This window comes from Novosphingobium aeonii (assembly GCF_052279045.1).
In the GTDB taxonomy this organism is placed as follows: domain Bacteria; phylum Pseudomonadota; class Alphaproteobacteria; order Sphingomonadales; family Sphingomonadaceae; genus Novosphingobium.
On sequence record NZ_CP176833.1, the window covers coordinates 441,663 to 454,778 of the forward strand.

12 protein-coding genes are annotated in these 13,116 nt (G+C 59.3%); 7 read left to right on the forward strand and 5 right to left on the reverse strand.

The window, feature by feature from the left end; all coding sequences use genetic code 11:
* Window positions 1-7: 7 nt before the first annotated feature.
* Genes ACLIMP_RS17635 through ACLIMP_RS17645 form a run of 3 tightly spaced genes read right to left on the reverse strand, consistent with a single transcriptional unit; the run spans window position 8 to window position 3,890 of the window.
* The gene (locus tag ACLIMP_RS17635; RefSeq protein WP_443478681.1) at window positions 8-1,078 is read right to left on the reverse strand and encodes an aldo/keto reductase; all 1,071 of its coding nucleotides are present in this window, start codon (window positions 1,076-1,078) and stop codon (window positions 8-10) included.
* Window positions 1,075-2,499: an acyl-CoA reductase gene (locus ACLIMP_RS17640; protein ID WP_443478682.1), complete on the reverse strand. Its 1,425-nt coding sequence runs from the start codon at window positions 2,497-2,499 to the stop codon at window positions 1,075-1,077. Before ACLIMP_RS17640 ends, ACLIMP_RS17635 begins: the two co-directional genes overlap by 4 nt.
* Window positions 2,500-2,513: 14 nt before the next feature.
* Window positions 2,514-3,890, reverse strand: a complete 1,377-nt coding sequence (locus tag ACLIMP_RS17645) for a hypothetical protein (protein WP_395335306.1) — start codon at window positions 3,888-3,890, stop codon at window positions 2,514-2,516.
* A 286-nt stretch (window positions 3,891-4,176) separates the two neighbouring features.
* Here ACLIMP_RS17645 and ACLIMP_RS17650 point away from each other — a divergent pair, with 286 nt between their 5' ends.
* The 6 genes from ACLIMP_RS17650 to ACLIMP_RS17675 all read left to right on the forward strand — a co-directional run bounded on the left by ACLIMP_RS17650 (window position 4,177) and on the right by ACLIMP_RS17675 (window position 8,931).
* A complete protein-coding gene (locus tag ACLIMP_RS17650; RefSeq protein WP_443478683.1) occupies window positions 4,177-4,551 on the forward strand; it encodes a limonene-1,2-epoxide hydrolase family protein in 375 nt (124 codons plus the stop codon).
* Window positions 4,552-4,562: 11 nt separating this feature from the next.
* The gene (locus ACLIMP_RS17655; RefSeq protein WP_443478684.1) at window positions 4,563-5,585 is read left to right on the forward strand and encodes an LLM class flavin-dependent oxidoreductase; all 1,023 of its coding nucleotides are present in this window, start codon (window positions 4,563-4,565) and stop codon (window positions 5,583-5,585) included.
* A complete protein-coding gene (locus tag ACLIMP_RS17660; protein ID WP_395335299.1) occupies window positions 5,578-6,636 on the forward strand; it encodes a class I SAM-dependent methyltransferase in 1,059 nt (352 codons plus the stop codon). The genes ACLIMP_RS17655 and ACLIMP_RS17660 overlap by 8 nt, the downstream gene beginning before the upstream one ends.
* Window positions 6,637-6,722: 86 nt before the next feature.
* Window positions 6,723-7,106 (forward strand): nuclear transport factor 2 family protein, encoded by a 384-nt coding sequence (locus tag ACLIMP_RS17665; RefSeq protein ID WP_133085014.1) that lies wholly within the window; start codon window positions 6,723-6,725, stop codon window positions 7,104-7,106.
* A 127-nt stretch (window positions 7,107-7,233) separates the two neighbouring features.
* The gene (locus ACLIMP_RS17670) at window positions 7,234-7,614 is read left to right on the forward strand and encodes a VOC family protein (RefSeq protein ID WP_133085015.1); all 381 of its coding nucleotides are present in this window, start codon (window positions 7,234-7,236) and stop codon (window positions 7,612-7,614) included.
* A 102-nt stretch (window positions 7,615-7,716) separates the two neighbouring features.
* Complete coding sequence (locus tag ACLIMP_RS17675) at window positions 7,717-8,931, forward strand: aromatic ring-hydroxylating oxygenase subunit alpha (RefSeq protein ID WP_443478685.1); 1,215 nt, start codon at window positions 7,717-7,719, stop codon at window positions 8,929-8,931.
* Between the two features lie 789 nt (window positions 8,932-9,720).
* Here ACLIMP_RS17675 and ACLIMP_RS17680 read toward each other — a convergent pair.
* On the reverse strand, window positions 9,721-11,298 hold the full coding sequence (locus ACLIMP_RS17680; protein ID WP_443478686.1) for a phytoene desaturase family protein: 1,578 nt from the start codon (window positions 11,296-11,298) through the stop codon (window positions 9,721-9,723).
* Between the two features lie 21 nt (window positions 11,299-11,319).
* Window positions 11,320-12,201 (reverse strand): SDR family NAD(P)-dependent oxidoreductase, encoded by an 882-nt coding sequence (locus ACLIMP_RS17685; RefSeq protein ID WP_236549407.1) that lies wholly within the window; start codon window positions 12,199-12,201, stop codon window positions 11,320-11,322.
* Between the two features lie 73 nt (window positions 12,202-12,274).
* Between ACLIMP_RS17685 and ACLIMP_RS17690 the strand changes: the two genes are divergently transcribed.
* Entirely contained in the window at window positions 12,275-13,030 is a 756-nt protein-coding gene (locus ACLIMP_RS17690) for a TetR/AcrR family transcriptional regulator (protein WP_443478687.1), read from the forward strand.
* The last annotated feature ends 86 nt before the right edge of the window (window positions 13,031-13,116 follow it).

Below are 13,116 nucleotides of genomic sequence, written 5' to 3' on the forward strand. Positions count from 1 at the left end.
CACTCCATCAGCTTGCTCGGGGTCGCACTTTGGTGCCGGCGGTCAATCCGTGGCGAATGAAGTCCGTTGCCAGGAATTCGTGCGGGAAGCCTTTCGGAGTGAAACTGGCCGCTTCCAATCGATCGAGATGGTGCAGATCCAGCGAAACGCCGAGAGCGGCTACATTGTCCTCATATTGCCGCATCGTTCGTGCACCCAGCAACGGCGAGACTACGGCCGGGTTCGCCAAAGTCCAAGCGATGGCCGCTTGTGCCGAAGTAGCGCCGACGTCGTCGGCGACTGCCTGAACGGCGTCAGCAATGGCCAACGTACGAGCGTCCAGCTTGCCCGCAGCGGCCAACATGGCGCCGCGTCCTCCAGTGTCCTGACCCTCTCCGTTGCTCCGGGCCGCGTATTTGCCGGACAGCAAGCCGCTGGCAAGAGGAGACCACGGCATCACGCCAATGCCGAGTGCTTTTGCAGCAGGAATGAGATCCCGCTCGGCGGTACGCTCCACAAGATTGTATTCGGCTTGCAACGCTGCGAACTGGGTCCAGCCGCGCAGGTCGGCCATCGTCTGCAATCGCGCCATCTGCCAGGCGGGCGTATCGGACAGACCCAGATAAAGAACCTTGCCCTGGGTCACCAAGTCATCAAAGGCGCGCATGATTTCGTCTGCGGGGGTGCTATCGTCCCAGACATGGAGAAATAGCAGATCGATGCGATCGGTGCGAAGCCGGCGCAGGCTCGTCTCAACGGTCTGCATCATGTTGCGCCGGCTGTTTCCGGCAGCATTGGGATCTCCAACCGATCGCGTCAGGGAGTATTTGGTGGAGAGAACCAGTCTGTCGCGCTTTGCCTCGGCGAATTTGCCCGTCAAATCTTCCGAAACGCCGCCTGCGTAATATCCTGCAGTGTCGATGAAATTGCCGCCCTGATCGACGTAGGCATCGAAAATGCGTCGGGATTCCTCTTCGCCAGCGCCCCATTCCTCGCCGAATGTCATTGTACCCAGAGCCAAAGGCGAAACTCGTAAGCCCGAACGGCCAAGCAGCCGGTAGGTATCGAGCGAAAGCGGTCCTGTATGCGTGCGGTTCATGGCTGTGTTGGCTCTCTCTCTGCTTCGGTCACGACCCAATGCATCATGCGATGGACGGGCCATCCCCCGTCGTGCGGCAGGCCGCCGAACTTTCCGCTATTGATGTTGCCAAGGCCGACGATGCGTTGCGCGCCGGCCGACGACAGCCCGTCGCGCAACTGCGTGATGCGGCCGGGCGGATAGACGCCGACCGACTGGGTGGCCACGGAGACATGGGCAATCGCCTCCGCCAGGCTGGAGACGGCGACCACGTTGACAAGCTTGCCACCGGGATTGAATGCGACCGGATCGCTTGATCGAACAACCATTCCGGTGCCGTCGGGTTGTCCGAACACACGGTAAATCGGCTCGAGATTGCCGAGCATATCGAGTTCGTCCAACAATGCCTCGGGAGGACGTGGTCCGCCTTGTCCATTCCCATACCGAACATCCTTGCCCATCTCGGCTACGAGAGCCTCACAATAGGCATCAACTTGCGGTAAGGATCCCTCGACGAACTGGAAGCGAGCGCAGCTACATGCGTCCTGATTGAAAGCGATGATATCGGCCGCGCTGCGCCGGGCGATCTCGGCTATAGGCAATCCTGCGAAAGCCTCCTTGCCGATCAGCGAAATCGAGATCTTGGGGTCGAAGGATACGATCTCGAAACCGGGAGCTGCATATTTCATTGCATGGCGAACGGCCGCTTCGCCTCCCCACACTGCCAGCTTGTCGAAATACTGGGATCTGAAGATGTGTTCCTCGATCGCGGTATCGCCGCCGCGCCAATAGGCCGCCGAGAACGAGCGTGTCACCGGGTGATTGGGCCCGACATCAGCCATCGTGCGCAGAAGTGCCGTGGCAGTGAACATGTCGTTCGAGGGCATCTTCAGCAAATGAACGCCCTTGCTGATAGCCCCGCGCACGATCGTCACTGGCGGCACGATGGGGGCATTTCCGGCAAGAATATGGACCATGCGCGGCGGAAACGCCCGGATGTCGAAGGCTTGGCCCTGGATATCACGTCTAATCCAGCCGTCATTCGCGCCGAGCCAACCGAGAGATTGCTCCGCCTCGGCTTCGACGGCCTCGCGCGTGAAGAACCAACCGATGTCCCTGTAGCAGTTTTCCAGAATCCGCGCGCCAAGACTATTGCAGTGAAGATTGAGGGCTGCCGCTTCCTGTAGATGGGCATTTTTATCGAAATCGAGTGCCTTGCCGACCTCGACGAGGAAATCGACGATTTCCGCCAGCGGCGTTTCGAACGCAGGTCCGGGGTCGCGTCTGGGCCAAATCAGCGCGTCGAGATCCAGTGCAGGGCTCATCACCGGGCTCGCGCTCGCTCGGGAGCGATGCTCGACTGCAGCGTCGAGCTGTACTTCTCCCTTTATGACGTGCGCTATCAGCAGCCTCGGCTCGTTGGACATGCTTTCCGGTCGCATGACTGTTTCCTCGTTCAAGCCGCGAAAGTCGGGGGAGACGAGATCGACCCGCGGACGTAGGAGTCGATGGATCCCGCGCAGCTGAGTTTGTCCTCGCCCTCTTCGAGATCGGCATAACGAGCTACCGCGTGGATCACCGGTGTCTTAACCCCTTCAAGGCCCGATCCAAACTCCACCTGCACCTTGTCGCCGGAAATCACGCCGCCCCAACGCGCATCGGCGAGGATGTCGAAAAATGCCATACGCCCCTCGACGAGGCCCATGTCACCGGTCGTGCCGAGCAGATGTTCGCCGGACTTGTCGAGAACCAAGGGGACGATCCACGGGGGTACCGCATAAGACTCGGTCGGCTGGATCTTGGCGCAGAAGCCGCTCATCTCCACCATTGCATAAGAACTGGTAATCCGGTCGGGCGTGACGCCGAAGAATTGCTGGATTTGTTCCCGGTAGTCTGCTGGGACCGCAGCGCCCTTCGTGCCTCCCCCGAAGCTCATCAGAGTGTCGGGGTGGAAATCTCCGTTCTTTATCCCGCGCTTTCGCAGCGTTTCTACGATCTGCCAGGCAACGCCGTACATTACGCCGATGTAAAGGGGACTGTGCCGGCGGTCTTCCAACAAGTCGATCCAGGTCTCGAACTCGGCTGCACGCTTGATGCGGCGGACCTCAAGTTCGGCTTCGTAGGCTGCGATCTCGCCTGGGCCGATCTTGCCTGCTGCCAACAAACGCCTCAATTGCGCAGGCCTCATAGCATCGAACGCACGGATCGGATCCTCGCTCAATCGGTGCAGTTCGCCGGGCGCTGCCCAGCGAGGAAAGTGGCGGTTGCAGAAATCGATCATCTTATGGGTGCCGCGCTCCGGCATCATCGTGAAGACCGAGCGCGAGTGATCGGCGACGTAGCTGGGCGTGGACAGGTCAGCGGCATGCAGACAGGCCGTGACGCTGATGTCCCGGTCCTGGTCCGACTGATCCAGAAATGAGGATTTTCCAGATGTTCCGCTCGAGGCAAATACGTGGTGGCCGGCCAAACGTGCGCGGTCCAACCACTCATCGATGTCGCGCACGTCCGACACGTCGATGTTGTCTGTGGGATAGGTTGCGAGGGTGCCAAGCCATAGGTTCATGTGAGCCCATTGCCCGTTGTCGACAAAGGCTTCCGGATAGCTTTTGTAGTTTGTGTGAGCGAAGAGAAGGGGCACAAGATCGGACAGCCCGTCTATGCTTTCGATCCCTGCCTCTCTGGCGCGCTTGTTCAGCACACCAATCTGTCCGCGCCGCTCGGAAAAACGTTCTCGTGCGGCTTCGAGCTGCAGTTCGGCCAACTGTTCCGGGGCGTTGCGGAATGGGTCTGCTGATCGTGCAAGTGCGATCAGTTCGTCGACGGCGCTCATGGTTGCGGCACTCCCGTTCGCTTGTGCCGCAGCACTATAGGAAGAGCTGTGCAGCATGCTGCAACTATGACTTTCAACACGAGGACATAGTGTCGCCGAAGCGACGTCATGTTGCGGCAAATGATTGGGGGGCAACGAACGGCCAATGCCAGGCACGACGGATTCCGATCTTCCCAAGGCGATGAGGCCAGGGCGCCGGCCCTAACTCGGGCTGGCTATCTTTCGGCAGGGGCATTGCCTGCCATCAGTCCCCATGGTGCCCCGATTGCAGATCGGGGAGGCGAATATGGCGGGGCCGTTGCAGGAAGTGCTGGCATTTTTCGATGAAAGCGGCGGCACCGCGCAAGACATGATCTCGGCAATGAGGAAGCGATTCACGCCCGTAACGCGCTGGGAAAATGTTGGCGTGGCGACGACAGTCGGAATCGAAGAAGCGATGGCCTTCGTTGAGGGTTTCCTGGCCCGCATTCCCTTCGAGCGCTGCGAAGTCGTTGTTCACCATGCCGCAGCTCATGGCAACGTCGTCCTCACGGAGCGCAGCGATATTTTTTACGGAGCAGACGGCGCGGAACTCGTTTCGCTGCGGCTGATGGGCGCACTGGAGATGGACGGCCCGTACATTACGGCGTGGCGCGACTATTTCGACACCAAGGGCTTCTGAAAGGCGATAGCATGGCAAAAGGAAAAGCTGTTTGGGCGCAAATCGCGCCAATGCCTGGTGAGGAGCTGGTCGCGGCGGTGCGGAGCTACGAAGCCGCCGGAGTAGAGGGAGTTTGGGCACCCCAAATGTTTGGGGCGCCGTTTTCGACCCTCGCGGCCGCCGCGCCTGCCACACAGAAACTCAAACTCGGGACGGGCATCGCCTTGGCATTCGTGCGCAGCCCGCTTGAGACCGCTTGCAGCGCGGTTGATCTCGATCTGATCAGTGGCGGCCGTGTCGTGCTGGGACTTGGCTCCAGCGCGCAAAGCCAGACGGAAGGATCGTTCGGGTCGACCTATGGAAAGCCGCTTGCACACATGCGCGAAGTTGTGGGCATGATCCGCAAGATTGTGGCTCTCGGCCACACCGGCGAACTGTCGCAGCTCAAGGGCGATTACCACAGTCTAGACCTTTCGCACTTTCGCCTGTTGCAGCCGCCGGTGCGAAATGAGATTCCGATCTATCTTCCTGCAGTATTTCAGAAGGCTTGCCTTCAGGCTGCCGAGATTGCCGATGGACTGCTGGGCCACCCTCTGTGGAACGAGGCCTGGATCGAACGCGAGGTCATTCCGAATATCCGGGCAGGGCTAGACAAATCGGGACGAGAGCGCGGAGATTTTTCGCTCAACCTTTCGATCTTCACGGCGATTGATCCGGATCGCAAAGAGGCCATCGAAGATTGCCGGGCGACCGTGGCCTATTACAGCCAGTCCCCGCAATATCTGCGCTATTTCGAGGAGATCGGCTTCGGCAAGGAAGCCTCCGCTATCCAGGCGGCATTTGCTCGAGGCGATCTAGCGGCGATGACTGCCGCATGCCCGGACGAGATGGTGGAGAGCATCGCGGTTGTAGGCGATGTAGACGAGGTGCGCGCCGGCGTGGCTAGGCGCGCAGCGGCGGCAGACGCGATTACGCCCGTAATTCCGCATTATGGCCTCTCGCCCGAAAAGAGCAGGACATACAGCGTGCGGCTGGCGGAGACTTTCTATGGCTGATCCAGTGCGCCAACCGATCGCCTCGATGGCAGGAGCAGGTGCTTACAACCGGCATTCCGGTTTGCAGCATGCCAATCTTCATTCGGCGCTTCCTCTCTGGGAGGAGGCAGTGGGAACTATCGCTGCGAATTCCCAAGGCTTGGTTCGGATTGTGGACTACGGCGCCTCGCAAGGGCGCAATTCGCTGCTTCCTATGGGCACAGCCATTGACCTTGTGAGGGATCACAACGGCCAACGAGCACTGGAGATCATTCATACCGATCTCCCATCCAACGATTACACGTCATTGTTTGGGCTCCTTGCGACCGAATCGGACAGCTACCTTGCGGGCCGGCGCGATGTATTCCCGATGGCGGTGGGCCGGTCCTATTTCGAACAGATTCTACCCTCCGACAGCGTGGACTTGGGGTGGTCGTCCAACGCCTTGCATTGGCTCAGCCACAACCCCGTCAATGTCGCCGATCACGGCTGGGCCGTATACAGCAGCAGCGTGCTCGCGCGCGAAGCTGTCGATGACGTGCTTGCCCAGGATTTACTCAATTTCCTGCGGGCCCGGTCGCGGGAATTGAGGGTCGGAGGGCGTCTGGTGTGCCAGTTCATGGGGCGTGGCGGCGACCGACATGGCTTCGAATGGATGGCTGGCCACTTCTGGGCAACGCTCCTCGACTTGAGGCGCGAGGGCCTGCTCGATGACGACGATACATTCATGGCGACCTCTCCATCGGCGGGACGTTCCCTGGAGCAATTGAAGGCGCCGTTCGAGCAGGGGCTCCTTCCTGACCTCTCGGTAGTTCACGTGTCTTGCGTCCGCTCGCCAGATCCATTCTGGGATGCCTACCGCGAAACCGGGGACGCGGAGGCATTCGGCTTTCAGTGGGCGTCGATGATGTGCGCGGCGAACGGCCCCAATTTCCTGGCCCAGATAGGCCGCAACAGAGATCCGGAACGCCTGATGGAAGAATTAAGAACAAGGCTTGCCACGCGTCTGGCCGCTGATCCGCAGCAGAGTGTTTCCTATCTCGCGCTCCTGTCGATCCGAAAAGGGAGCTAGCCACGCGGAATGGACGATCAACGAAAGTCATATCGGAACGTGTAGATTTGCGAACGGCACCTTGGTGAAGGCAGCGGAGAAAAGCGGTGAGCGATATCGAGAAAAATAAGGCAATTGCACGGCGTTATATGCGGGCTGTGGAGGAAGGGGATCTCGAGACAATCGAGGCTTTGCAGCACCCCGATTGCCAATGGTGGATATTGGGCCATGGCGACATGACACGGGCGGATTTCATCGCCAGCGTGAAGGGCGGATTGCTGTCGGCTGAGCGGCGCACGGCGAACGTTGTTGGAATCACCGCTGAAGGTGAGCGAGTTGCCGTGGAAGTGAGCGGCGAGATGGTTTTTCCCGACCGGGTCTATCGCAACGAGTACCATAACCTTCTGATCATCCGAGATGGTCAGATCGTTTCGGGCAAGGAGTACATGGATACGCGCGCGGTGGCTGAGGCTTTTTCGTCCGGTGCTTGAGCGCGTCAATATTTCGCTGCTCAAGCTAGAGTGTATTTGGGATGGCCTGATGCCCCCAAGCGGCCTCGCCAACTGCATCGGACGGTAATTCGAGAGCGCCTGCTTGAGGTGCTTTTTGGGAAAGAAAATGGGCATTTTTACCCACGCGTGCCTCGGCACCAATGACTTGGGGCGGGCAGCCTGCTTCTATGATGCTGCGCTGCTGCCGCTCGGTATTGCCAATTTGGGGCCGTTTCAGGAACAAGGTCTCTGCTATGGGCGCACTGTTCCGGAATTGCTCATTCTGCATCCCCTGGAAGGCCGCGCGACTTCGTCAAATGGTGCGACCTTGGGATTCAAGGCGCCCAGCAGGCTTGCGGTCGACCAGTTTCATGCGGCCGGGTTGGCGGCGGGCGGAACCGATGCAGGGGGGCCGGGACAGCGGAATGCGGTCCCCCACGCCTATGGCGCCTATTTGCTCGATCCCGACGGTAACAAGATCTGCGCCTATTGCTTCGATCCGTGCTGATCGGATTTCCGCCACTGAACCCTATCGGATTGCAGGTTCGCTTTCGCACCTCCCCGCCATCCTGCCCACATCGGGAGACGAGAATACCCAGGAGGACAGCCCATGCATGAAGCTGCATTGCAATTGCTCAAGCGGACGATGGACGATCAGTTGGCCCGGACCGAACACCCGAGCGACTTTCCTGCCTTGCCGCCCATTCCGGCTGGACGCTACACCGATCCCCGGTTTGCGGCCCTCGAGAAAGAAGGGCTGTGGGATCGTGCGTGGTTGCTCGCCGGCATAGCTTCGGAGCTGCCAGAGCCCGGTTCTTACCGACTCTTTCAGCACCTCGATCGATCCGTGATCCTTTCCCGCGGAAAGGACGACCGGATTCGCGCATTCCACAACACCTGCCGGCACCGCGGTTCGCCCCTCCTGCTTGAGGAGGAAGGACGGGCCTCGCGGTTCGTCTGTCCTTACCACTCCTGGAGTTACGCGCTGGACGGTGCCTTGAAAGCGGTGCCCAGCCAACACGATTTTGCCTGTTTCGAAAAGTCGGACCACGGATTGGCCGAAGTGCGCTGCGAAACCTATCGCGGCTTCATCTTTATCAATTTTGATGACGCGGCGGGTCCTTTGCGCGAATTTCTTGGCGAATTTGTGGCCTTGACCGAAGGATATCCGCTCGAACGCATGGTTGTGAAGGACCGGTTCACGGTCGAAATGGATTGCAACTGGAAGATCGCCTATCACAACTTCCTCGAAATCTATCACGTCAATACTGTTCATCCAAAGACGCTTGCACCGCACCTCGATTCCCGCAGTTTCGTGATAGCTCTTTACGATGGCGGCCATATGCGTTTTGGCACGCGCAAGAAAGGCGGTGTTTCGCTCTTCGAAAAGCCGCCTGTGCAGCCTGACGATATCGCCGACGTCTTTCTCGAGAACACGGTCGCATTGCCGACTTTTCCGAACACGTTTTTCTCGCTCGATCCCGTAGGCTTCAATCTGCAATGCTTCTGGCCGGCCGGGCCGAACAAGTCGATCATGGAAGTCCGTCAGATGGGATGGGCAACGGATGACGATGCAGACAGGGAATATTGGGGCGAAATGCGAAAAGCCACCGAACACATCCTGTCAGAGGATCTGTGCCTATTCTCCAGCATACAGCAATCGCTGCGCAACGGCGCATTGACTTCTATCGTTACGGGTTATCAGGAGCGAGCGCTCTATTGGTTCGAAGAGGAAATCGACCGCCAGATTGGCCCGGATCGTGTACCGCGGGACCTTCAGGTGCAGCCGCGATTGGGCTCCTATTCCACGCCCCATAGCGAATGAACCGGGCAAGCCGACAAGCTGCGCGATCGTCGCGGTGAACCTATCAGTTGCGCCGTCATATCGTCCATGGGCGGCGTGACGGTGTGACGGCGTGGCTGATGCGATATACTTGGTTTTCGCCGGAAATTTAATGAGCTGTTTTGGATGAATGAATCCAGTTGTTTGCGGCAATGCAAGCGCATCGGCGGGGCCGTCAAATTCTCCTCGGGGAATAGCTCCGCCGCACTGGCTCATGAAGATGGATGCGGCGCGCGCGAATATCATTCGTCGATTAAACGCGTCATGTGGTGATTTGCACGCATTCAAAAGTTGAAGAACGAGTAGACAATTTGGAACGCGCAGCTCTCGAGTTCGAGGGAGCACAATTCGCAACGCGCCACCTTCTGGGAATGCTACTATCCAGGCTCGACAGACATGAGGCTGAAGAATACGTTCGGGAGCTGCAATGCACCGGGCGTAAGCACGTCGTCGAACTCGGTGAGGCACGCTTGACCGGGTATCTAGATGAGCTTGAAGCAGTTCGTCACGCTGCTTGCCTGGCGAGCACCCAGCCAGTTACGCCCTTGCGCGTCGTTTTGGTGAAGCCCGCCGCCTGAGTTCGGTGGCCATCGGACGGAATTGCCTCCATTGGGTGTCGACGTAATATCCCTCGCAGCAGTCATTAATTCGGTGACAAATCAGAGATAGTCTTTGCCATGGTTTCAGTTTCGCTGGCCAACGCAAAGTGCGCACCATCACAGGTGGGCGGAGTGTGGGAGAGGGTGGGTTTGAGTCAGTTCGAACCCCCGGCTACCTTGTTTTTTTAAGCGCTCGTAGCGCGCGGGTAGCGGCGATCCGTCCTGCAATACCGGACACACCGCCGCCGGGATGAGCGCCTGCTCCGCCGATAAGAAAGCCGGGAAATGGCGGCCGGGGGCCGCCGAAACCGGAAGCCGGACGGTGCACCCCCGATCGCAGGGCACCGAAATCTATGTGGGTGACGCACCCATTGCTGACGTTGAGCCGCTTTTCCCGCTCGCGCGCGGTTTCCACGAAGCGCCCGACCTCTGTGTCGAGCCCGTCGTAGAACTCGCCAAGATGGCTTATAATCGAGACCATCGTTCGGTCCTTCAGCTCCGGGCTCCAGCCCTCGCGCGCATCCACAGCAACACCGGGCAAGTAGATGTAGGCCAACGAACCGCCCGCCGGAGCCTGCGAAGGATCGGTATTGGACAGCGGGCTGAGGGACATCGCGTGACGTTCGGGAATGTCGCCGCGTCGCGCCATGGCAAATGACTGCCGCACTTCGTCGGGCGTTCCGATGAGCCCCACGGCCTTGTCGAGATCGGCATCGTCATGGCGCATGTCCTGATGTCGCTTGAGCCGCAGCGGCCCGGACATCGCAACATTGGCGAGAAACGGCGCGGCGTTGGATCGGTTCGACGGGGCATGCTCGATGCGTTGCAATAATGTGCGCGAAACGCCGCCCGGCGTCGTCAGGCGCATCGCCGTTCTGGGATCGCACGTCGCGATCACCATCTTGGCGCGTATGATCCGGCCATTTTCCAGCCGCACGCCTTTGGCCGCGCCGTCGTCGACGATGATTTCCGCGACCGGCGCATTGAGCTCGATCGAGGCGCCCGATGCTTCGATACTGCGAGCAAGCGCGTCCGAAAACGACTGGAGGCTGCCGATGGGTTTACCGGTGCCATATTTATGCGTGACGGCGAAGATCATGTACGCGGCAGCATTTCCGTCGTCATCGATGGGACCGGCGCCCGCAGCGATTCCTAGCAACAGCGCGATTGTTGCGGGGTCTTCAAACCTTTCGCAGGCGATCTGGTCTGCGGTCGCCTTGGACATCGCCACCAGTTCGTCTTTCAGCCGGACGTTGCGGACCGCGCTTTTGATCACCTTCGACATATTCCGCACGTCGGGCCGTCCGGGCTCGGACATCATCATGGGAAATCCGATATCCATCATGACGTTCAACGTCTTCATGAAATCCAGATAGGCCTTGCCGTCGTTGCGGTTGATGCGGGCGATGTCTTCCGCCGTGCGGCGATAGTCATAGAAGAGGGCGATAGAGCTGCCATCGGGATGGAGGTAGGCGTAAGTGGGATCAGGATCGACAGTCCGCAGGCCGTATTTATGGAGATCGAAGTCCTCGATGATGCCAGATTTGCGCGCAAACAGCAGTTCCACGGCGCAGGGCGTTACCAAGTGCTCAGGCGCTTCCGGAATCATGTAGCCCGAGCTCGTCATCCCGCCCACTTTCGCAAGGCGCTCGACGACGACGACTTTCTTGCCCGCACGCGCCAGATAGCCTGCGGCCGCCATGCCGTTGTGGCCGGCTCCGATAACGACGACGTCGACCTCGTCCATCATTTCCCGCTATCCCTTAGCAAATCAGCCGTTCGCCGCAGCCGTGTACGCCTTGCCCCATTCGGCGAGGGCAAGAAGGCGCGTCTTTCGGTCTGCCTGGATGCGCGGTATCTGCGCCTCATCCGGACCATCGGGCACGATCACAAGGGGCTCCTTGCCCAGGCTTGCAAGGGCCAGTGCACAGACGTTTGCGGGATCGTAGGCGGTCGAATAGTCCATCCCGAGCCCTTCGGTCGCCCGGCGCAGGGTCGGAGTGTCCATGATCGGGGCGGCAATTCCGAGGATATCTACGCCTTGTCCGTCGAGCTCTGCCCAAAGCGATTCCACGAAATTCAACTCGAAAGCCTTCGTCGCTGAGTACATAGTCAGCCAGGGCTGGCCGCCAAGACCGGCTCCCGAAGACATGACTATGATCCCCCCGCTGCGCCGCTTGACGAGTCTGTTGCCGAAGCCATGAACGGCTTCGACGACATTGGCTGCATTCATGGTCAGAAGGCTGAGCGCTCGATCAACCGGCTCTCCAAGGAAACTGTTGCCGGCCCCGTCGGCCCCGGCGTTCGAAACGAAGAGTCCGATATCGAGATCACGGGTCTCTTCGACGAGCCGGGAGCCCGTTCCCGATTGCGTGAGATCGGCAACCACCGAGCGAAACGCAATCCCGTACAAACCGGCGAGCCGTTCGCCCAGTTGATCCAGGGCCTCCTTGCGGCGGGAAACGAGGACCACGTTGATGCCCATCGCCGCAAGTTGTTCTGCATAGCTTGCACCGGTTCCTTCCGAGGCTCCGGCGATCACCGCCCAAGGGCCGTAACGGCGTGCAAATTCGGCGTGATCAAGCGGGGGAAGCTCTACTGTTCGCATGCTGGAATGATCCTTGCCCGGGTAACCCGCGTCAGTTTGTTTCATTGCGCGGATGGCGCTTGTTACAAGCTGACGGGGAAGCTCCGTCCTATCGGGAGGCAGGGAGCATCCTTGTTGATTGAAAGGACTGGGACATTGCAAGGTCGTTAATGTTCCAAAACATCGGAAAACTACCATTCCGCCCCACGCTGGTATGGATTCTTGCGGCAATGGTGTTAATCCTTGCCCGGTGGAAACAGCCTCGCCTCAACGACGTATACGGATACTCCGGCGAGCAACCGAAATTTTCCTCGATCGCGGTTATGCCGGTGCGACGATCGACGACATCGCGCAGGCTGCCGGTGTGGGGAAAGTTGCGATCTATCAGCTCTTTGGTGACAAGGTGGAATTGTTCGCCGAGTGCATGATCGACGCTGCGAAAACAGCTTCGGAAGGTACCCGGTCTGTGCTGCGCTGTGATGAACCGGTTCGTGACGTACTTGTCGCGTTTGCCGAGCAGCACATTCGCCAGATGCTCCGGCCGGTCTTCGGCGCCAGGCCGTTCTACGAATTTATTCGGGTGCTCCTGAGCGCTTCGATCACACATCCAGATATCAGTGGACGCTGCCTCGATATCCTTCGGACCGAGGAAGCCGCCCGGCTGAACGACTACTTCCAAGCGATGATTGATCGGCGGACGCTGGCAGGGGGCGATGCAGATTTTCTCGCGCGCCAATTCATGCAAACGATCTTCTTTACCAATGTGGTCATTCTGGAGCCCGCAAGCGCAGAGTGCTACAGCAATCCGCGCGTTTCCGCGGAAAATGCGGTTGACCTGTTCTTGAATGGATGTGCGCGAGGCGCTCTGCGATGTCTGGCGGTTGCTTCAGATTGACGTGATCGATTCTGATTTCTCGTCGTGCCATCATCTCCCGCCAGGCCCTGATCTGCTCGCATCATGAAGATGCCAAGCTGGCCGCT